This is a genomic window from Rheinheimera metallidurans, assembly GCF_036983985.1.
In the GTDB taxonomy this organism is placed as follows: domain Bacteria; phylum Pseudomonadota; class Gammaproteobacteria; order Enterobacterales; family Alteromonadaceae; genus Alishewanella; species Alishewanella metallidurans.
The window spans coordinates 120,617-141,288 of sequence record NZ_JALAHQ010000001.1; the positions used below are offsets into that span (position 1 = coordinate 120,617).

General features: G+C 43.7%; 19 protein-coding genes. 11 read left to right on the forward strand and 8 right to left on the reverse strand.

The genetic code is table 11. The features are described 5' to 3' along the window. Positions 1 to 14: 14 nt before the first annotated feature. Positions 15 to 647, reverse strand: a complete 633-nt coding sequence (locus tag MN199_RS00625) for a carboxypeptidase regulatory-like domain-containing protein (protein ID WP_132581338.1) — start codon at positions 645 to 647, stop codon at positions 15 to 17. A gap of 239 nt (positions 648 to 886) precedes the next feature. Between MN199_RS00625 and MN199_RS00630 the strand changes: the two genes are divergently transcribed. From MN199_RS00630 to MN199_RS00640, 3 genes are all read left to right on the forward strand, one after another. Continuing rightward, on the forward strand, positions 887 to 1,816 hold the full coding sequence (locus MN199_RS00630; RefSeq protein ID WP_132581339.1) for an ABC transporter ATP-binding protein: 930 nt from the start codon (positions 887 to 889) through the stop codon (positions 1,814 to 1,816). Beyond that, a complete protein-coding gene (locus tag MN199_RS00635; RefSeq protein ID WP_132581341.1) occupies positions 1,813 to 2,991 on the forward strand; it encodes an ABC transporter permease in 1,179 nt (392 codons plus the stop codon). Before MN199_RS00630 ends, MN199_RS00635 begins: the two co-directional genes overlap by 4 nt. A gap of 85 nt (positions 2,992 to 3,076) precedes the next feature. Then, complete coding sequence (locus MN199_RS00640) at positions 3,077 to 3,379, forward strand: hypothetical protein (protein ID WP_132581343.1); 303 nt, start codon at positions 3,077 to 3,079, stop codon at positions 3,377 to 3,379. 6 nt (positions 3,380 to 3,385) lie between these two features. Here the strand turns inward: MN199_RS00640 and MN199_RS00645 are convergent, their stop codons facing one another. Further along, a complete protein-coding gene (locus MN199_RS00645; protein ID WP_132581345.1) occupies positions 3,386 to 3,850 on the reverse strand; it encodes a tellurite resistance TerB family protein in 465 nt (154 codons plus the stop codon). Positions 3,851 to 4,014: 164 nt separating this feature from the next. Between MN199_RS00645 and MN199_RS00650 the strand changes: the two genes are divergently transcribed. Then, on the forward strand, positions 4,015 to 4,836 hold the full coding sequence (locus MN199_RS00650; protein WP_335738074.1) for a M90 family metallopeptidase: 822 nt from the start codon (positions 4,015 to 4,017) through the stop codon (positions 4,834 to 4,836). Here MN199_RS00650 and MN199_RS00655 read toward each other — a convergent pair. Then, positions 4,833 to 5,021 carry a hypothetical protein gene (locus MN199_RS00655; protein WP_335738075.1) on the reverse strand — a complete coding sequence of 63 codons (189 nt, stop codon included), beginning with the start codon at positions 5,019 to 5,021 and terminating at the stop codon, positions 4,833 to 4,835. The two genes, MN199_RS00650 and MN199_RS00655, sit on opposite strands and share 4 nt — an antisense overlap. 137 nt (positions 5,022 to 5,158) lie before the next feature. Here MN199_RS00655 and MN199_RS00660 point away from each other — a divergent pair, with 137 nt between their 5' ends. Beyond that, positions 5,159 to 6,130 carry a calcium/sodium antiporter gene (locus MN199_RS00660; RefSeq protein ID WP_132581351.1) on the forward strand — a complete coding sequence of 324 codons (972 nt, stop codon included), beginning with the start codon at positions 5,159 to 5,161 and terminating at the stop codon, positions 6,128 to 6,130. A 39-nt stretch (positions 6,131 to 6,169) separates the two neighbouring features. Here MN199_RS00660 and MN199_RS00665 read toward each other — a convergent pair whose 3' ends face one another. Next, positions 6,170 to 7,255, reverse strand: coding sequence for a DUF2891 domain-containing protein (locus tag MN199_RS00665; protein WP_335738076.1), 1,086 nt, complete (start codon positions 7,253 to 7,255; stop codon positions 6,170 to 6,172). A 167-nt stretch (positions 7,256 to 7,422) separates the two neighbouring features. Here MN199_RS00665 and MN199_RS00670 point away from each other — a divergent pair, with 167 nt between their 5' ends. The 5 genes from MN199_RS00670 to MN199_RS00690 all read left to right on the forward strand — a co-directional run bounded on the left by MN199_RS00670 (position 7,423) and on the right by MN199_RS00690 (position 15,042). After that, positions 7,423 to 9,654 (forward strand): S46 family peptidase, encoded by a 2,232-nt coding sequence (locus tag MN199_RS00670; RefSeq protein WP_335738077.1) that lies wholly within the window; start codon positions 7,423 to 7,425, stop codon positions 9,652 to 9,654. A 42-nt stretch (positions 9,655 to 9,696) separates the two neighbouring features. After that, positions 9,697 to 10,320 carry a LysE family translocator gene (locus MN199_RS00675; protein ID WP_335738078.1) on the forward strand — a complete coding sequence of 208 codons (624 nt, stop codon included), beginning with the start codon at positions 9,697 to 9,699 and terminating at the stop codon, positions 10,318 to 10,320. Between the two features lie 156 nt (positions 10,321 to 10,476). Beyond that, positions 10,477 to 10,719: a YgaP family membrane protein gene (locus MN199_RS00680; RefSeq protein ID WP_132581359.1), complete on the forward strand. Its 243-nt coding sequence runs from the start codon at positions 10,477 to 10,479 to the stop codon at positions 10,717 to 10,719. Between the two features lie 13 nt (positions 10,720 to 10,732). After that, positions 10,733 to 11,821, forward strand: a complete 1,089-nt coding sequence (locus MN199_RS00685) for an efflux RND transporter periplasmic adaptor subunit (protein WP_335738079.1) — start codon at positions 10,733 to 10,735, stop codon at positions 11,819 to 11,821. 8 nt (positions 11,822 to 11,829) lie between these two features. After that, positions 11,830 to 15,042: an efflux RND transporter permease subunit gene (locus tag MN199_RS00690; RefSeq protein ID WP_335738080.1), complete on the forward strand. Its 3,213-nt coding sequence runs from the start codon at positions 11,830 to 11,832 to the stop codon at positions 15,040 to 15,042. Positions 15,043 to 15,109: 67 nt separating this feature from the next. Here the strand turns inward: MN199_RS00690 and MN199_RS00695 are convergent, their stop codons facing one another. After that, the gene (locus MN199_RS00695) at positions 15,110 to 15,754 is read right to left on the reverse strand and encodes a PEP-CTERM sorting domain-containing protein (protein ID WP_335738081.1); all 645 of its coding nucleotides are present in this window, start codon (positions 15,752 to 15,754) and stop codon (positions 15,110 to 15,112) included. Between the two features lie 324 nt (positions 15,755 to 16,078). Between MN199_RS00695 and MN199_RS00700 the strand changes: the two genes are divergently transcribed. Next, complete coding sequence (locus MN199_RS00700; RefSeq protein WP_335738082.1) at positions 16,079 to 17,203, forward strand: glycosyltransferase family 4 protein; 1,125 nt, start codon at positions 16,079 to 16,081, stop codon at positions 17,201 to 17,203. On the opposite strand, the gene MN199_RS00705 is transcribed toward MN199_RS00700, so the two are convergent. The 3 genes from MN199_RS00705 to MN199_RS00715 all read right to left on the reverse strand — a co-directional run bounded on the left by MN199_RS00705 (position 17,200) and on the right by MN199_RS00715 (position 20,648). Beyond that, a complete protein-coding gene (locus MN199_RS00705) occupies positions 17,200 to 18,567 on the reverse strand; it encodes an L-cystine transporter (RefSeq protein ID WP_335738083.1) in 1,368 nt (455 codons plus the stop codon). The genes MN199_RS00700 and MN199_RS00705 overlap by 4 nt on opposite strands. Positions 18,568 to 18,823: 256 nt before the next feature. Beyond that, positions 18,824 to 19,978 carry an ATP-binding protein gene (locus MN199_RS00710; protein ID WP_335738084.1) on the reverse strand — a complete coding sequence of 385 codons (1,155 nt, stop codon included), beginning with the start codon at positions 19,976 to 19,978 and terminating at the stop codon, positions 18,824 to 18,826. Further along, positions 19,968 to 20,648 (reverse strand): response regulator transcription factor, encoded by a 681-nt coding sequence (locus MN199_RS00715; RefSeq protein ID WP_335738085.1) that lies wholly within the window; start codon positions 20,646 to 20,648, stop codon positions 19,968 to 19,970. Before MN199_RS00715 ends, MN199_RS00710 begins: the two co-directional genes overlap by 11 nt. Positions 20,649 to 20,672: the final 24 nt, after the last annotated feature.

The following is a 20,672-nucleotide window of genomic DNA, read 5'->3' on the forward strand; positions in this document are numbered from 1 at the left end:
TTAACTTAGCGCAACTAATGGCCAAAGCCGCGTTTGGGCGCGGTTGGTAAGGCTTTTTGTTCTACCGGCAGTGTCAGCTGCTGTTCGGTGTTCGTTGTCAGTGTGATGCTGGTAATCTGTTGTGGTTGCTTTTGCCAAGGATGCCACAGTTTAAGTTGATAATTACCTGCTGGTAGATCAGAAAAAGCAGCGGTTCCTGCTCCATCAGTTACCGCAAGCAAAGGGCTTGCGCCAATATAAATATACGCTTGCATATAGTCATGAATATTACAGCCTAATACCACGATACCTTGTCGATCAAAGATGACAGGTTGTTCAGGCGTATCTGCATATAATTGTATTTCAAAGGTTTTGGCGTCTGAAAATGAATAAATATGATGCCGAGTTTTGTCTTTATTTGGAAATTCAATGGCGCTATTTATTGGTGCAGCAGTAACAAAGGGTACAAACATTAAACCTTGTTGCGCAATGCTGATCTGAGGTTGGTTCAGCTGCGGTATCGGCTGCTCTGCTATCAGCTCAATAACCGCATTAGCTAACGGGCTTGCAGCCTGATCTTGCACCTTAATTTGCAGCGTATTGGCAGCGGCATTGCAGCAGAAGAGTGTGGTGGCAAGAATTAGAGTTTTATATAAGTCCGAATTCATAATAATGCCGACAGCATAAAAATTTCCTTAACTTTAGTGATAGCGCAGAATAAGCTCAGATCCACTTTATGTTATATCGTACTAAGCATTAAAACCCTACAACCTTATCGGTTTTATTGCTGTTGTTACATATTTACTAACAAATTGCTATTGGTCGCAGTGTGTTCGGTAGTGGTAAGCTTACATTATTAGTACATAAATACAGGTTAGCCATGGTTAACCTGCTAATAGGGTTTTTTATGCAACTTATTGTTACGGCTATTAGTAAAGCGTACGCCTCGGTGCAGGCGGTAAAGCAAGTAAGTTTTCAGATTGACAGTGGCGAAATATTCGCACTGCTTGGGCCAAATGGCGCTGGAAAATCCTCTATTATTCGTATGTTAGTGGGCATGACTAAGCCTGATAGCGGCAGCATTATGATTAGTTATCAAGATCAGCAGTTTGATCATGTACCGCGCCGGTTATTAGGATACTTGCCTGAAGACCGCGGTTTATATCCAGATAAAAGTATTGAAAAAAATCTGCTGTATTTAGCGCAATTACACGGCTTAAGTAAAAGCGTTGCGTTACAAGAAATGGACTATTGGCTTGGCGAGTTTGAACTTCTTGAGCGGCGCCACGATGAGCTTAAGCAGCTATCAAAAGGTAATCAACAAAAGGTACAGTTAATAGCGGCAGTGTTGCACAAGCCGGCGCTGGTAATTCTTGATGAACCATTTTCAGGCTTAGACCCGATTAATCAAGAAAAGGTAGTGTTGTTTCTGCAGCAATTAAAACAACGCGGTATGACAGTGATCCTTAGTGCGCATCAAATGGCGATGGTAGAAAAGCTCGCCGATCACATGCTGTTAATGGCGCAAGGTCAGGTGGTTTTAGCCGGTACCTTGCAACAAATACAGCAACAGGGGCAAGGGCCGCGCGAGATGAAAGTAGGTTTTAATAGTGCTGTAAGTTTAGAGCAGTTACAGCAGCTGCCGGCATTGTTATTAGCACAACCGTTGCAGGCTAATCACTATATGCTTACCTTGGTTAACGATGTTGGTGTATCCGAATGCTTAAAGCAATTGTTAGCCTTGGCTGAGTTAACTCAGGTAGAAATGCAAACCGCGGACTTACACCAGCTCTATTTGGCGGCAATGACAAAACATAATTTGCAGGTGACAGTATGATTTCGCGTCAAAGTTTAATTGTTGCCCGCTGGGAGTTTTTGCGGTTTTTCAAGTGGAAGCAGCAGTTGGTATCTTATTTAATGATGTTAGCCGTGGTCGCAGCCATTTCATTGTGGGGCTTTTTTAATGATGAAACTAAAAAGCAATATAATATTGCGGTACCGGCTAACTTTAGCATTGAAAATACTAAACTATTTCAGTTTCAGCGGCCCAGTATCGACTTAAATACACAGCTTGAGCAAATGAAAAGTGATCAGTCTTGGCAGGCCGTTGTTACCGAACAAGAGGGTGAGATTAGCTTATATACGCTTACCGGTAAAAAATGGTTACAACAGTTAGAGAAGGTGTTGCAGCAACATTACCGACAGCAAGCTGCGCTGAATATAGGGTTGTCAGCAGAGCAATTAGCAACACTAGAGCAGCCCAAAGTTATAGCTATGCGTTATTTAGACCAAGCTTACAAGGGTAAAGATACACCGGAAAAAATGATTGCCATGGGCACGTTAATCTTGCTGCTGGTGGGGTTAAGTACCGCGTTTGGTCAGGTGCTAATGAGTATTACTGGCGAAAAGCAACAACGGGTTACCGAACAATTATATGCCATAGTTACACCGCAACAATGGATGGATGGTAAGGTATTAGGCCATAGCTTTAGTGCAATGAAAGCTATGCTAACGTCGGCATTGGTTATGCTAATAGGTTTGGCGGTAGTCAGTTTGTTTTCGTCAAAACCGGTAGATTTAAGCTGGCTAAATGTTGGTGTAATACTCTGGTTGATACCGTTTGCGCTGGCGGGAGTGTTGCTTTGTGCTAGCTTTATGGGCGCTATTGCCGCGTCTATTGATGACCCCAATAATAGCGGGAAAAGTGCAGTAATGTTGCTTACTTGGTTGCCAATGGTATTTACCTTTATGGTAATAGATAGCCCGTCAGGCCTTGGCATGACACTGCTTAGTTTTATACCTTTTACCTCGTTTGCAGCCATGCCAGTGAAAATGGCCATGATGACCGTGCCTTGGTGGCAGCCAGTGTTATCATTAGCGCTGCTGGTCGCAACTGTTTACTGGATGCGTCGTGTTGCCGGGCGGGTGTTTTTGCGTGGCATGCAAATGTACGGTAAAGAGCCATCTTGGGCTGATATAGTGCGCTGGGCGCTGAGCAATAAAACCGAGTAGACTGTCGCGTTTATGGCGAGCGTCTATTGAACTTATAGTCGTTCGCCCAAACTAACGCGGTAGAGCTTGGTGAATTGAGGTAAATATGTTTTCTTCGTTTAAACAACAAAGCGGCCAATGGCAGCAAATGTTTGCCCGTCGCCAAAGTGCAGGGCCGCTGCAGCGGTTGCTAGCTTGGTTTATTTTAGGTGTTATGTTACTCGCTGGCGCAGCTATTTTAATCTTTATGCTGTTATTAAGCTGGATTTTAATTCCTATTTTTCTGTTTCGTCAGCGGGCCAAGATTAATGCTTGGCAAAAACAGCAACAGGCCGCAGCTGAGCAAGCGTCAGCGCAGCAGGGCCATACTGTGATTGAAGGCGAAGTGATTAACAAGCGTGAAGATTAAATTAGGCTACTGGCTGTTGTCACAAACAGCCAGTTTGGCTTGAATGTAATCGCTATGGCGAATAAACAATAAATCGGCAATTTTACGTAACATCGCTTCTTCATTTGGGTCTAGAACCTTATCAGCGTAAGCCTGCTGCCATAGGTTATCTAACAAAGCTAAGCGCGAGTCATAACTTAATTGTTTTAATTGGCTAGTAAACTGATGCAGTGAAATTGCGTCTTTAGCTTGTTGCTTGGCTAAAGTAACTGCGGCGTTAGCATCGGTATCTGACAGAGCAAATTCTTGCTTAACATAATGCTGCGCTAAGGCAAGTTCGGTTTCGTCGCTATTAAAGTCGGCGTAGGCAACCATCAACATTAATGAAACACAGGCTAATTGCGCATCAGTTAAACCATAAGTTAGGTTGCCGCTACTGGTCGTTAGGTTGTCGTTAACTTTATCAAATAGCGTTTTAAACAGTTGAAACATCGTTAGTCCTAATTTGTAATAAATGCGCGAATTAGAGCCAAAAATTAGGCTAAAGTTCGAGTGTTAGGTCAATCTGCGCGCGCTTCATTATACACAACTTGAAAAGCCGTAAACTACCCCGCATTAAGCTTACAGCATATTGCAGTATTAATTTGAGGTGTTCTGTGGCTGTATTTATTACCCTGTTGTTAGGTGCAGCAATAGTCGCGTCAATATTATTGATACCAAGCTGGCGCCATTATCAGCGTAGCCAGCTAATGGCAAAACCTTTTCCTGCGCCGTGGCGCGAGATATTAAAACGTCACTTCCCCTATTTTCGGGCATTACCGGCAGATTTACAGTTGCAGTTAAAAAAGCATATTCAGGTGTTTGTGGCAGAAAAACAGTTTATTGGTTGTGAAGGCTTAACAGTTACTGACGACATGAAAGTGGTTATTGCCGCACAGGCTTGCTTGCTATTGCTTAATCGCCCTGATTATTACTATCCCAAGTTACGGCAAATTTTAATTTATCCTGCGGCGTTTATCGTTAACGCTAAGCAAGCGGATCATGCCGGCGTAATGCATGATCAGCGTCGGGTATTATCGGGCGAATCCTGGGGCTTAGGTAAAGTAATTTTAAGTTGGGCTGCAACATTAGATGGCGCGGCTAACCCTACCGATGGTCGTAATGTGGTTATTCATGAGTTTGCGCATCAGTTAGATCAAGAAAAAGGTGTCGCCAATGGCGCACCGCTATTGCAGCGTAGCGGCGATTATCAGCAATGGTCAGGTGTCATGGCAACAGAGTTTAGCCAGTTACAGCAACAAGCCCAAACAGGGCAGCAAAGCTTATTTGATCACTATGGTGCAACTAACCCCGCGGAGTTTTTTGCGGTAATAAGCGAAGTGTTTTTTGAACAACCGCAGCAACTATCTGCGCTTCACCCACAGCTATATCAGCTATTAAGCCAATTTTATCGGCTTAATCCATTAAGTTGGTGTTAAAAGCTATCACGAAAAAACACGTATTTAATGATCTGAGCACCCACCAAAATAACCATTAACGGAATAATATAACGGCTTAGCTTGGCATTTTTTTCTTCGTCGCGGCTGCCGTATTTCTCTGTCAAAGTAACCACAATAAATAACGCGGCAAAGAGTAATGCTAAAATAATAATTAAGGTGGTCATGATTTGCTCCAAAGTAAACTATGGCAAAGCTTAACTGGTTTAAACTCGAGTTTCAAAAAAACATATAGGCCATCTGTGCGGCGATCTAGGCGGCATGTTATGCTGTGCGTAATACATTAATGTTAAGGAAATGAGTGATGTTACTGGCAGTGGTGGCGTTAATTGCAGGGCTAGTTTTGTTAGTGTGGAGTGCTGATCGGTTTGTTGGTGGCGCTGCTGCAACCGCGCGTTATGCCGGTATGCCGCCATTATTAATTGGTATGTTAATTGTTGGCTTTGGCACCTCGGCACCCGAAATGGTGGTATCGGCTATGGCCTCCGCTGACGGGAACCCAGCCTTAGCGCTAGGTAACGCGTATGGTTCTAACATTACTAATATTGCGCTTATTTTGGGCTTAGTTGCACTGCTGAGTCCTATTGCGGTGAACTCACAGGTATTGCGCAAAGAATTGCCGATACTGATGCTGGTAACATTATTTGCCGGTTGGCAACTGTTCGACCATCAGCTTAGTCGTCTTGATGCTTGGTGTTTATTAGCGGTGTTTTTTGCGTTAGTTAGCTGGTCGATATGGCAGGGTATGCGAAACCCTCAAGATACCATGGCTATCGATATGCAAGGTGAGCTTGCGCAGAGCAGCAGTATGACGTTAAAACAAGCCATTATGTGGTTAGTTGTTGGCTTGGTACTGTTAATTGCTGCGTCACGCTTGTTGGTTTACGGCGCCGTATTTATTGCGCAAAGCCTAGGCGTTAGTGATTTAATTATTGGTTTAACCGTGGTCGCAGTAGGTACGTCGTTACCTGAATTAGCGTCGTCACTTATTGCGATTAAAAAGGGCGAGCACGATATTGCGCTGGGCAATATTATTGGCTCTAACTTATTTAATACCCTAGCCGTGGTGGGCATAGCTGCAGCAATTAATCCGATGGCAGTAGATGCCGTAGTATTAACCCGTGACTGGACTTTAATGGCCGTGCTAACCGCAGCCGTATTTGTGATGGGTTACGGTTATAAGAAGCAGGGCCGAATAAACCGGCTTGAGGGCGCAATTTTATTAACGATATTTGTTGGTTACACCGGTTATTTAATCAGCACAATTATTGTCTAGCACTGTCAAAATGGCGGTGTAACCACCTAAATAGCGCTATTATTTAGCGCTATTTAGGGCATGAATGGCAAAACTGCCTAGCCAATGGCCACCTTCGTAGCTGTCGCCAATTAGGTTTGGATAAGAGTACGCGACATGTTTATCGGCTAGTTTCCGTAAATGCGCATATTGTGGGTATTGTTTTGCTAAGGCGTATAAATTCCAAGCACGGCTAAAATTCAACCCATCTAGATGTACTAACTTGCCATCGGTTCTGTCACTTACTTCACCTACTGCCAGTTGATAATCTTTGTCAGCCAGCTGCGGCATAAAATTATTTAGCCAAGTTAAAAACTGCGCTGCTGGCAGTACGCGCTGCATTAAGCCCATTTCCTCTAAACAAGGTGAGATAAAATCGTAGCCACTTGGCTCCCAACTTATTGGGCAGTTTTTATCCTGCATAAAGTAGTGTTTAGCGCGCTCGGCGATAAGTTGTTGTAGTTGGATGTGTTTATTAATAACAGCATAGTCGTAAGCGAAACTTAAACCAAAAGCGGTATTTGGGTGCTCACCTACGCGAACTGGGTATAAAAGCCGCGGCAAAAAAGCTTGGTAGCGAGTGACAATAAGATCGGCCAGCGGTTGTAAGTTTTCCGCTAATTCAACGGCCAGAGGGTCTTGCCATGTCCGCAGTTCCGCCGATAGCTTTAATAACCACGCCCAACCATAAGTGCGCTCGAACGAGGCATTAATATCTTTACCGAAAAACTCAACTTCTTGCGCTACTTTTTCAACAGTTAAATTGCGTTTTAGCACGGCTTTTACTTGTTCTGCTTCTGCTAATTCTGGAAATTGCCGCAGTAAGCTAACCATAGACCAGTAACCATGAGCTGCGCTGTGCCAGTCAAAACAGCCATAAAATATCGGGTGTAGCACTGACGGTTCTTTTAAGTCGGCCGCACTAGATAATACCTGCCCTGTTTTATACGGGTAGGGCGTTTCTACACAGTGTAGTGGCAGTGCTATAAGTTTATTAGCTTCGGCTAAGGTTAGGTGGTGGCTAGTATTAGGTTCGACAGCGCTGGCTTGGCTACACCAGTTAACGCCAACAAATATGACACTGCAAATTATGGTGCGAATTTTCATAACATTACCTTATTGGGCTAAAAGTCGATTAAGTTTATACCTAACGTCTTAGCAAATAATTATTTAAGCCTAAATTTTCCCTGCTGAGCCGATCTGGGTTGCACCCTAACCTTTAACGTGGATAATTTAGCCAGCATTACAAATACAACTAAAATCTTGAGAGCATTATGAAAGCAATTTATTTATTAAGCGCTGTCGCCTTAGGCGCAAGCTTATGCGTTTCTGCCGATGAAGGTCAGTGGCAGCCACATCAATTAGCTGAGTTACAAGCAGAGTTAACCGCTAAGGGCATTGCCATTCCGGGTAAGCAGCTGGCAGATTTAAGCCAATATCCAATGAGCGCTATTGTTAGTATGGGCTATTGCTCGGCTTCTTTTGTCTCACCTAACGGCTTAGTGGTAACTAACCATCACTGCGCTTACAACGCTATTCAAAATAACTCGAGTAAAGAAAACAACCTAATTGAAAAAGGCTTTTTAGCCAAAACAATGGCTGAAGAGTTATCAGCTGGCCCGCAAGAGCGGTTATATATTACTGAAGCGGTAACCGATGTTACCGCACAGGTTTCGGGCAGCTTGGCGGCCGGTTTATCGGGTGAGGCGCGTTATAACGCTATTGAAGCAAACCGCAAAGCATTGATAAAAAGCTGTGAAGCCGATCCTAACTATCGCTGCTCGGTAGTAAGCTTTCATCATGGTTTAGAATATTTTCAAATTAAACAGTTAATGTTACAAGATGTGCGCTTAGTGTATGCACCGTCTGATGCGGTCGGTGGCTTTGGTGGTGATATCGATAACTTTGAATATCCGCGCCATAGCGGTGATTACACCTTTATTCGCGCCTATGTTGGTAAAGACGGTAAACCAGCGCCTTATTCGGTTGATAACGTACCCTATCAAAGTAAGCATTTCTTAAAAGTAAGTGCCAGTGGCGTGCGCCAAGGCGATGGTATTTTATTAGCGGGTTACCCGGGTAGCACCAGTCGCTATCGCTTAGCCGACGAAATAGCCTTTGCTGCAAACTGGCAATACCCAGCGCAGGTGAAAACCTATCAGCAAATTATTGATACCATTGACCGTTTAAGTGCGTCAGATGCCGATATTCAAGTGAAATATGCGTCCACGGTTAAAAGCTTAAACAACCGCATGAAGAAACTGCGTGGTTTACTTGATGGTTTTAAAGTTACCGATATTCATGCCATTAAACAGCAGCAAGAGCAGGCGTTAACGGGGTGGATTAATGCCGATAAAGCCCGTAGTCAATATCAGCAAAGCATTACTGCGTTACAGCAGGTTATTGATGCTGACCAAGCTTTTACTCAACAAACCTATTATTTTGAAACCGCTAAGCGCAGCGATCTACTGCAAACTGCCATACTGTTATATCGTCTGGCCCAAGAAAGCCAAAAACCTGATGCCGAACGTGAAATGGGCTTTCAGCAGCGCGATTTAAGCATGATTGAAGGGCGTTTAGCGCGGATGGAAAAAAGCTTTCACCCGACGATGGATTTAGCCATTTGGTCAGAGCAATTAGCTGAGTATTTAGCGCAGCCTGATAGCGTGCGTGTAACCGAGCTAGATACGGTATTAGGCCTAAATGCAGGTATGAGCCAAGCAGAAGTCAGTGCCAAGTTAATAACTTTATATAGCCAAAGTAAATTAGGTAGTATCGCAGGCCGCACCAGCTGGCTAGGTAAAGCGCCAGCTGACTTTGTGCAAAGCGATGACCCTTTTATTCGTATTGCAGTGGCTATTTATGACAAAAATAAAGCTTTGCAACAGCAAGAAAAAGAATTAAATGGTCAGCTATCGGCAGTTCGTCCAGCGTATATGCAAGCGCTTATTGCTTACAATAAAACTCAAGGTAAGCCAGTCTATCCTGATGCTAACAGCACCTTGCGCATTTCTTATGGCTCGGTAGATGGTTACCCAGCACAAGATGGCGTATATAAAACGCCATTTACCTCGGTACAGGGGCTAATTGCTAAACGTAAAGCAGCAGCCCCGTTTATCGTGCCAGAAAACCTCGTTACAGCTTATCAGGCAGGTAACACCGAAGGGTATTTTTATGCTGATTTAGCTGCTAAGCAATCTCAGCCTTGGTTGTGCCGTATCTTTAGTTGCCCACAGCCAGAGATAAAAGCCTTTAACTCAGTGCCCGTTAACTTTTTAACCAGTGCTGATACTACCGGCGGTAACTCGGGTTCAGCGGTAATGAACGGCAAAGGTGAACTAGTAGGCTTAAACTTTGATTCGACGTATGAGTCGATCACTAAAGACTGGTATTTCAACCCAGAAATTACCCGCGCTATTCACGTCGATATTCGCTATGTATTGTGGCTTATGCAATATGTTGATGGCGCACAAAATCTGCTAGATGAAATGCAAATAGTCAGATAAATTGAGGCGGGGTTATCCCGCCTTTTCTTTTATGAGAAACCTATGGTTAATTTTGCGTTGCTTGGCGCTTTCATTCCTACTTTTTTGTTTGTTTCTGTCACTCCTGGCATGTGTATGACATTAGCCATGACCTTAGGCATGAGCCAAGGCGTGCGGCGCACTTTTTGGATGATGTGGGGCGAAATGCTGGGTGTGGCATTGGTGGCAATTTTGGCCGTGTGTGGTGTTGCTGCCATGATGCTGCAATTTCCAGAAGTGTTTCAGGGTTTTAAAGTAGTGGGTGCGGCCTATCTTAGCTACATTGGCGTACAAATGTGGCGAGCAAAAGGCAAGCTTGCTTTGCCTAAGGCTGATCAGACGGCGCAATTAATGCCGCGGCGTACGTTATTTAATCAAGGTTTTATTACTGCTGTATCTAACCCAAAAGGGTGGGCTTTTCATATGGCATTGTTACCGCCGTTTATTGATAGCCAGCTTACCTTTTGGCCGCAATTATTGGTACTGGTGGCCATTATTCTACTGCTTGAGTTTTTATCCATGCTGGCTTACGCCAGTGGTGGTAAAGCGTTGGGCGCATTTTTCCAGCAACAAAACAAAGTACAGTGGTTAAACCGTATTGCTGCTAGTTTAATGTTTGCCGTCGCGCTGTGGATGTTATTAGGCTAGTTTTGCTCTGCCTACCTTGTCTTATTTAAACCCTTAGCTTATTTGTTAGTGCTAATAGCGCTGTTATATCCTGCTATACTTTAATTTAGAATCTGCTAATATAATGCTTGTACATTGCCTTTTACTAATATTCAGCTAACTTAACCGAGGTTAATTATGTCGCAATCAACAGCAACAACTAATATTGAAACATTAGTATTTCGCTTTGCCGGTACTTTTATCCTGCTAAGCGTATTATTAGCGCACTTTCATTCGGCCAATTGGCTATGGTTTACCGCTTTTGTTGGAGCAAATTTATTACAGGCGTCGTTTACTGGTTTTTGTCCGTTAGTCATTATGTTGCGTAAGTTAGGTGTTAAATCAGGTTGTGCATTCCCGCTTAAAACGGTAGAAAAATAAGACAAGGCTAATCATGAATAAACTGATTATTGCAGCAATTATCACCCTGCCACTAGTGCTTAGTGGTTGCGGTGAGGCGCCGGCACCACGACAAAAGACAGCAGCTGCGGGTATTGAGAATTTGCAGCGAGTTAATGCCGAGCAAGCACAGATTAACGATGAAATTGAATTAGACGGTATTATTGAAGCGATTAATCGTGCTGTGGTATCGGCCCAAACCAGTGGTCGGGTGTTGGCTTTGCCGTATGATGTTGGTGACGTTGTACCTGAAGGCGAAGTTATTGCTCGCATTACCGATAACGAACAGCAGGCTGCTTTAAGTAATGCCAAAGCCCAACTTGCTGAAGCGCAAGCGCGCTTTATGGAAGCTGATCAGCAGCTAAACCGTATTAAAGATGTATTTGAGCGCGGAGTGGTATCAAAAGCCGAGTTTGATCAGGCTAAAGCCGCGCAAAAAACTGCGGCGGCCAGAGTTGAGTCGGGTAAGGCAGCGATTAACAATGCCGAGCAAGGCTTGGTTTATACGCAAATTCGCGCACCTTATAGCGGCATTTTAGTGCAGCGTTTAGTTGATGTTGGCGCTACGGTGGCACCGGGCACACCATTGCTTGAAGGGGTGTCGCTGAAAGATTTAAGGGTTGAAGTAGATATTCCCGAGCACTACATAGTCGCGCTACGTCAGCATAATAAAGCGCGTATTATTCTGAATAACGGCGCCTCTATTACTGCGAAAAGCTTGCGGATCCCGCCATCAGCAAATGCCGCAACTCACAGTTTTCGCACCTTGCTTGAACTACCTGAAGCTGAGCATGAACAACCATTATTTCCGGGCACTCTAGTCAAGGTGGCATTTGCCATTGGCAACAGCGAGCAAATTCTATTACCGAATAGCGCTATCGCAAAGCGGGCTGAAATTAGTGCAGTGTACGTGTTTAACGGTGCGCAACAGCTTGAGTTTCGCTATGTACGAACAGGTAAAATCTTAGCAGACGACAAGGTTGTTATTTTGTCGGGCTTACAGCATGGCGAGCAAGTTGCTTTAGACACCGTTGCCGCGGCCAGCGTATATAAAACGCAACGTTTTGCTGCGCAAGATAAATAGGGGAAATTATGTCGACTAAACCCCTTGGTATTGCTGGGCGCATAGCTAACGTTTTTTTGCTGTCTGAAATTACCCCACTGTTAGCCTTAGTGGGCTTATTACTAGGACTATTTGCCTTAGCAATAACCCCGCGCGAAGAAGAGCCACAAATTAACGTCACTTTTGCCAACGTTATTATTGCCTTTCCCGGCGCTAGCGCCAAAGAGGTTGAGTCTCTGGTAACCGTGCCGGCAGAAAAAATAGTGTCTGAAATTGCCGGTGTGCAGCATGTTTATTCTATGTCGTCACCTGGCATGGTGGTGCTTACCGTACGTTTTGAAGTGGGTGAGCCACGCACCGATGCCATTGTGCGTTTGTATAATGCGTTTTACTCTAATAAAAATGCTTTGCCCTATAACCTTGGCGTATCGCAACCGTTAATTCAGCCGAAGGGTATTGATGATGTGCCCATTGTTACTGCCACCTTGTGGAGCCATAACCCTGAGATCGGCAGTGCCGAATTACTTAATATTGCCCATGGTATGGAAGCGGAGTTGCAGCGAGTGCCTGGCACCCGAGAAATTAAAACTATTGGTGGCGCACCTGCGGTTGCACTGGTGCATTTTGAACCAGCACGTTTGGCATCGTATCAGTTATCACTTACCGACATACGCAACGCGTTATTCGCGGCGAATACGTCTGCCGCTGCCGGTAATCTTGTTAGTCAAAACACCGACATTCAGCTACAAGTAGGCACGTTTTTAACGTCAATAGAGGATATTGGTCAGTTAGTAGTGGGGGTATTTAATAACGCGCCAATATTTTTGCGTGATGTCGCTAGCGTATCCTTGGGTGCAGACACACCTAGTAGCTATGTGGCCTTTGGTGTTGGCGCTGCCAGTAATATTGATGCCGCAGGTAATTATTCCGCTGTTACCATAACGGTAGCAAAAAAGCCGGGTGAAAATGCAGTCGAAGTTGCTAATGGTGTACTGACACGCTTTGAGCAAATGCAGGGCATTTATTTACCAGATAGTGTTGAGGTTACTTTTACCCGCAACTACGGCGTTACTGCAGAAGAAAAAGCCCAAGCGCTAATTAAAAAACTGATTTTTGCTACCTTATCGGTCATTGTCTTAATATTTTTTGTACTGGGCCGGCGTGAAGCGGTTGTAGTGGGTGTGGCGGTAATTGTTACGCTGGCTATTACCTTATTCGCTTCTTGGGCGTGGGGCTTTACGCTAAATCGTGTGTCACTGTTTGCACTGATCTTCTCCATTGGTATTTTGGTCGATGACGCCATCGTGGTAGTAGAAAATATTCATCGCCATATGACGCTTGGCGGTATGTCGTTAAAACAGTCTATTCCACTAGCAGTAGATGAAGTGGGCGGGCCAACTATTTTGGCTACCTTTACCGTTATTGCTGCATTGTTACCAATGGCTTTTGTTACCGGTTTAATGGGCCCGTATATGCGGCCTATTCCAATTAATGCGTCTATAGGCATGCTAATAAGCCTAGCAGTGGCCTTTATTCTTACACCTTGGTTATTTTTAAAGTTATTTAACAAAGACGCTATAACGGCACACGCACCAGAGCAACAAGCTAGCCGATTACATAATTTCTTTGCACAATTACTTACGCCCTTTCTTAATGCACGAAGTGGCCGCGGTAAGCGGGTAATGCTGTTGGCTGGTATTGTGTTATTAATCGCTGTTTCTATGGCGTTAGTAGCTAGTCAGCATGTGGTGATGAAAATGCTGCCGTTTGATAATAAAAGTGAATTTGAGCTAGTAGTCGATATGCCAGAAGGCACTAGCCTAGAACAAACTTATGCCACCTTGCAGGCATTAGCTAACGATTTACAAGCCTTGCCTGAACTGGATAACTATCAGCTGTATGCAGGCACCGCGGCGCCTATTAGCTTTAATGGCTTGGTACGGCAATATTATTTGCGTAATCAGCCATTTATGGGTGAAATTCAGGTAAATCTTAGCCATAAAGATAAGCGTACTCGTAAAAGCCACGCTATTGCTTTAGAGGCACGGCAGCTTATCGCACAAACTGCCCAGCAATATAATGCTAATGTGAAAATTGTTGAATTACCGCCGGGCCCTCCTGTGCTGGCGCCATTAGTCGCAGAAATATATGGCTTAGATTATCAGCGCCAACTAGAGGTTGCGGCTAATGTAAAAGCCGTATTTATGGCCACAGAAAACGTGGTTGATGTTGACGATACGGTAGAAGCATCGCAGCAAAAGTGGATATTAGTGGTCGACCTCGCCAAAGCAGCAAAGCTAGGTGTTAATCAAGCGACTATTGTTGCCGATATTAATGCCGCAGTAGCCGGTGAAGATGCGTCGTTTTTACACGATGATTATACGGCAGTGGCTATTCCTATCCGCTTAACTTTGCCTAGTGGCGCGAAAAGTGATTTGCTAACAATACAAAATTTACGTGTACGCTCTACGTCGGGTGAATTAATAGCGTTATCTGAATTAACCCAACTGGTTAAGCAGCAGCGCGAGCAAACTATTCATCGTAAAAACTTATTACCGGTTGTGTATGTTACTGGCGATGCCGCGGGTGACACCGACAGTCCGCTATATGGTTTAGCCGCCATGTCGGCAATGCTTGAACGCACACCAGTATCCGCAGAGGGCGAAATAATTGAACAATACTTTACTACTCAGCCAGCAAATCCGTATCAGTGGAGCATAAAATGGGATGGCGAGTGGCAGGTTACTTATGAAACCTTCCGCGATATGGGCATCGCTTATTCTGTAGGGCTAATTATGATTTACCTACTGGTAGTCGCGCAGTTTAAATCGTACTTGATACCGCTAATCATCATGGCGCCTATTCCGTTAACCATTATTGGCATTATGCCAGGCCATGCGTTATTGGGGCAGCAGTTCACCGCACCATCAATGATCGGCATGATCGCGCTAGCGGGCATAATAGTTAGAAACTCCATATTGCTGGTCGACTTTATTCAGCAACAGGTGGCGGCGGGTAAAGACTTACAGCAAGCCACTATAGAAGCGGCAGCAGTGCGCTCAGTGCCGATTGCCTTAACTGCAGTAGCGGCCATGATGGGCGGCTTCTTTATACTCGACGATCCGATCTTTGGTGGCTTAGCCGTATCGCTTATTTTTGGTTTGCTCATATCAACAGTGCTAACACTGCTAGTAATACCCGTGGTGTACTACGCGTACCACTACAAAACCGAAGCTAGTTAAGCAAACCTAGCCAATAAAAAAGCCCCTGTACATTGCTGTCAGGGGCTTTTCGCTTAGCTAATTAAGCTTACTTTTTAAAGCGACGTAACATCAACAAGCCTAAACCTAACAAGGCAATGCTAGCTGGTGCTGGCACTTTAGCTGGCTCATCAGCCACTGGCTGTGATGCTGAGCCGTGTATTGTTAAATTAGCGCTATATAAGTTGAAGTTATTTGCACCGAAAGCTTCTTCAGAAAACCAAAGACTGAATTTTTTGCTATCGACAATATCGTTAAATAACGATGATAACGTGTTCGCATCAAACACAAACGTTTGCTGAGTGATACCGCTTGCGCGAGTCAGTTTTGTTTGCTCGGCTAAGGTAGCACGTTGGCCATTGCTTGCAGGCAATATCCGCCAATCTTCATTAGCGCAGAAAATAAACATTACACAATTACGGTTATTAGTACCTGAGAACGTTAAATCAAGCTCAAAGCGGTCAATGGTATCAAAATCTAATGCTGAAAAATCGAATACATCAGAAAAGCGCTGGCAGCCGGTTGAGGTATCTTTAATCGTTACGCTACCCGTATTTTTGCTATCACATGAGTTTGTGCCCATTGAATTTGGAATATAATTATCGGTGCCATAGGTGTGATTAACATTACCAATAATGCCTGCAAAGCTGCTGCTGCTAAAAAGTAAAGCAGCAGAAAGTAACAATTTATTCATGAAAACTCCATATGTATTAACTTTAAGGTGTTGTTTTTATTTGCTATTTATATTTAAGCAATATTTGGGCCAAGTTTTATTTCGCGCTGCAGCCCTTGTTCTGCTTGTAGGTAAAAAAGTTAACCAAAAACTAGATGAGAATATTTCTTTGAAACGTAAAAAAAACTGACGATCGACAATTAAAAATTTAGCCGGTAAGCAGTAACACCGCTTAGACAAAAAATTACAATTTAATGTAATAAAGCTGTGAACGTAACATGGGTGGATATGCTATTATAATGTGCCATATAGATGGCTGAAAAGTTCTGAGCAAAGCGTAATCTTATGTCTAATATTTATATTATCTATCGTGCTATGTTTTCCTCCGATGGCGCAATGCACACCATAGGTGGTATTGAGAATTATCTATTAAGTTTGTGCGAAGTGTTTACTCAGCAAGGTTGGCAGTGCCATGTTGTTCAGCCAGCAAAGCGAGCGTTTTCTCTTGCGCAGCCAAACTATGTCATTCATGGCGTAAACACCGGTATATATCGCGGTAACTTTAAAAAGTATGCATTAGCCAATTGGGTGCGTAAACAGGCAGATAAACAGAATGATATTGTAATTTTTGCTACGGACTCTTATGCGGTAACCATGCAAGGGTTTAAAACCCTTGCCATTCAACACGGGATCTCGTGGGATAAGCCAAGAGCAAGCAAACAGTCAATAATACAGTTTTTTTCATCGCTGCTAAATCAGTATAAATATTTGTCTTATATTAAACCTAAGTGCAGCTTAGTTTGTGTAGACCATAATTTTGTTAATTGGTATCGCACTTGGTTTAATATCGATAAACAGCATATAAAGGTTATTTATAATTTTTATAATGAAAAGATTGGCGAAAAAGAGTTTGCTGAAAAGTGGTCGTCTGAAAATTCAAAACTAAATATTATTATAGCCCGCCGCTTTGTCGATTATCGCGGCATTAAACTTATCGCCCCCATTATTAAACAACTTTTGCCACAATATAATGTGCAAGTAAGCTTTGCTGGTGATGGCCCGCTAAAACCTTATTTAGAAGCGTTATTTGCTAATGAAGCAAAAGTAACGTTGATGCAATATGGGCCAAACGAAAGCTTTAACGTGCATAAAAACCAGCATATTGCGATTATTCCTACCTTAGGCTCAGAAGGCACATCTTTGTCTATGATTGAAGCTATGGCCGCTGGCTGCATGGTTATTAGTAGTGACGTTGGTGGCTTATCTAATATTATTATTAACGGTTTTAACGGTCGGCTTGTTATACCTAATACACTAGAATTTACTCAAGCGTTAACCGCCAGCTTAAGTAATTATCAGCAAAGTAAAACTATGGCGTTGAATGGTCTGAAATCGATTGAACACGCATGCTCAAAGGCAACCTGGGCCAAAGGTTGGCTAGATACTGTTAATACATTACGCTTGGCCTAGGAAATTGTCTGTAGTGATTGTTTTTCAGACAGCTTGAGCACTTTGCTAGTAACTACGCCAGATACCATTGCACCTGATACATTCAATGCCGTGCGAGCCATATCAATTAACGGCTCTATAGAAATGAGTAAAGCGACTATTTCTATAGGCAACCCCATAGTAGGTAATACCACTAACGCGGCAAAAGTTGCACCACCGCCGACTCCAGCAATACCAAAAGAGCTAATAACAACAATACCCACTAATGACGCGATAAATTCGAATGTCATAGGATCAATACCGACGCTTGGTGCTACCATCATCGCCAGCATGGCAGGGTAAATACCGGCACAACCATTTTGGCCAATTGTCGCACCAAAAGAGGCAGATAAATTAGCAATAGCGGGTGGCACGTTAAGCTGGTTAACTTGAACATCAATATTCATTGGTATTGAGGCAGCTGAGCTGCGTGAGCTAAAAGCGAAGGTTAATACTGGCCAAATCTTTATAAAATATTGCTTAGGGCTAACGCCAACTAAACCGATTAAGAAACCGTGTATAACAAACATTATTAAAATGGCGATATAAGAAGCAATAATAAACGCCAACAAGTTAAGAATATCGTTACTACTTGAGTTGGCAACAACACTCGCCATAAGCCCAGCAACACCATAGGGCGTTAAGGCAATAACCATCTTAACTAAACTCATAACAATGGCTTGCAAGACGTTAACACCGCTGCGAATAGGAACCGCAAGTTCAGTTCGCTCTAGCATTACCTTACGGGCAGCAATACCTACTAATACGCCAAAAATAACCACCGCTATAATTGAGCTAGAGCGCAGGTTACTTAAATCGGCAAACGGGTTTTGTGGAATAAAATTTAACAGCATTTGCGGTACTGTTAAATCAGCTATATTCGCTGCTTTGCTCTGCAAAGCTGTCATTTGCGTCGCCTCGCGGCTACCTGCTACTAAGCCTTCGATACTAATATCAAAGCCAAAGCTAACGGCAATACCCACCAGCGCTGCAATGGCAGTCGTAAATAATAAGATAGAGATGCTAATAAAAGAAATTTTACCTAACGAGCCTTGGTCTTCAAGCTTAACTACCGCAGCAATCATAAAGATCAGCACTAAAGGCATAATGAGCATTTTTAATAGCCCAACATAACCTTGGCCCACTATGGCAACCCAACCTAATACATCTTTTATAACCTGCGGCTGCTCGGCAAATAGAAACTGCAAAACTAAACCAAATACACTACCCAGAATTAAGCCTAATAAAACGCTGCGTGATAAATTTTTATTTTTTTGCGAGAAAAGATAGATCGCGAACAATAAGCCAACAAATAACGCCAGCATTAAAAATGCAGTAAGCGACATAACATCCTCTTAAGAAACAGTAGTATAAGGGAGTACTGTAACGCTTTGCACAAAGTTAATAAAATGCCGTTTCGCTATGAGTTAGATGAAATAATTCTGCCTTAGGACTGATCCAATTTTTGAGCACTATGACGTCTTGAAAAGGTTATAGTCGTTTAAAATGGGTAGTAAAATTAATAATAAAGCATAAGTGCCTGAAAAGGATGGTGGCAACGTAAACGACAAAATGTGAAAGACAAGTGTTGGAGTGGATGCGCTATTTTACCCCGATAGTTATTTGATACTGTGTTTCAGTGCGCTGGACATCAATTGACCAACCCAATTCTGCAGCGATTCGCCTAATAAGGCTATTGCCATGACCAAACCCCTGGTAGCGAGTACTAGTGGCGGCAGTGCCATCAGTTTGCCATTGAATTTGATTCATAAATTGAACTTTTTGACGCGTTGAGCAGATATGTAAAACAGTACCACCGCTATGGTAGCAGGCGTTACTGACAATATTAAGCAGTAACAATTGAATAAGCTGTGGATTACCATTCACTGTCATCTGTTCTGGCAAGTCAACTTTTATTTGACTGATAAATTCTGGCTCAGTTTGGTACAGAGTAAACATGGCTTGCTCGAGTTGTTGCAATAATGGCAACTGCAGCGTCGGTGTTTGCTGTTTTCTGGCTAGCGCCAGCAGTACGTTTAGTTGCTGTGTCATGGCTGCAGTTGCCGTTTTAGCCAAATATATCGCTTGTACGGTTAATAGCCTACCGTCGTTAACAGCCAGTGCATTATGTACAATCGCAAGCGGTGTGCGAAGTTCGTGGCTGATGTCGTTAACAAAGTTCTGTTCGCGCTGCAAGGCTGATGCTAAGTGTCTTTGTGCTAGGTGAAGCCGGTACACTAACCATAAACATGCGCCGCCAAGCAGCACAATTAGGGCGGTGCAAACCACCTGTAGCAGCTGTAAAAAATTAGCCAGCGGCAATGCCTCAGATAAATTGAGCTCCAACCAGAGTGTTGCTGTTGTTGCTGTGGCCGGTTGCAACACCCGTGCATAACGTAATGCCTGGTCATCACCAGTGAGCAGCTCAGCCACAGCCGTATCGTGTGCGAAGCCAGACGCAGCGTCAGGTAAGGTCGCAGCATGTAATTTGAAATAGGACCTAGATGGCTGAACAGCGTCGTATTGCTGTACAAAAGGTTGTGTTTTACTCTTTGCGATGGGATCTAAAACCATACCTGCTTTAGCTGCCGCTTGTGTTTGTAAGTATGTCAGCTCTTGTTCTAACAACTGGCTGGCGCTTATCTGCAACAACGTGGTGGAAAATTGTTGCCCCAGCCATAAACACAGCGCAGCTGTTAGGATGATAAAGGTTGCCAGTGCAAGATGAATATTCAGTGCCGGAGGGCTAAACATCATCCACCACCGTTAGTTGATAACCAACAGAACTTATCGTGTGAATAAGCGGGCGGCCTATCACCGCATCAAGACTTTTGCGCAGCGTATAGATGTGTACTTTTAGTGTGTTACTTTCTGGTTGATCCGTTGGCCATACCGCAGCAATAAGATCGCGGCGCGAGCTGGGATAAGGGTGATCTTCCATCAGCTTTTGTAAAATATGAAAACCTGTGGCAGTTAATGTTATAGGTTGCTGGTGCCACCAGACCTGATGTTGGCGGCGGCACAATGCCAACGGACCAATTTTGATGCTGTGCTGCACAAACAATTGACGCCGCCGAGATAACGCTTCACAGCGCAATGCTAATTCCCGCAAATCAAATGGTTTGGTTAAGTAATCATCTGCTCCCGCAGCAAAGCCGCTGGCTTTATCTTTAAAAGCATCGCGGGCGGTAAGCATCAGAATAGGGGGTCTAACGTCAGTGCTGGCTAACAAATTCTGACAAACCTGCAAACCATCCAGATCTGGCAAGTTCAAATCTAGCAATATCACATCAAACTCATGCTGTAGCGCCAACTGTAGCCCGAGCTGGCCCGTGCCTGCATAGTCAACCAGCCAACCTAAACCCTGCATAAAGTTAACCAGCTGATTTGCCAAGGCAACATTATCTTCAATCAGTAAAATTTTCATTGGTTTTAGCACAGCTCTGGTTAT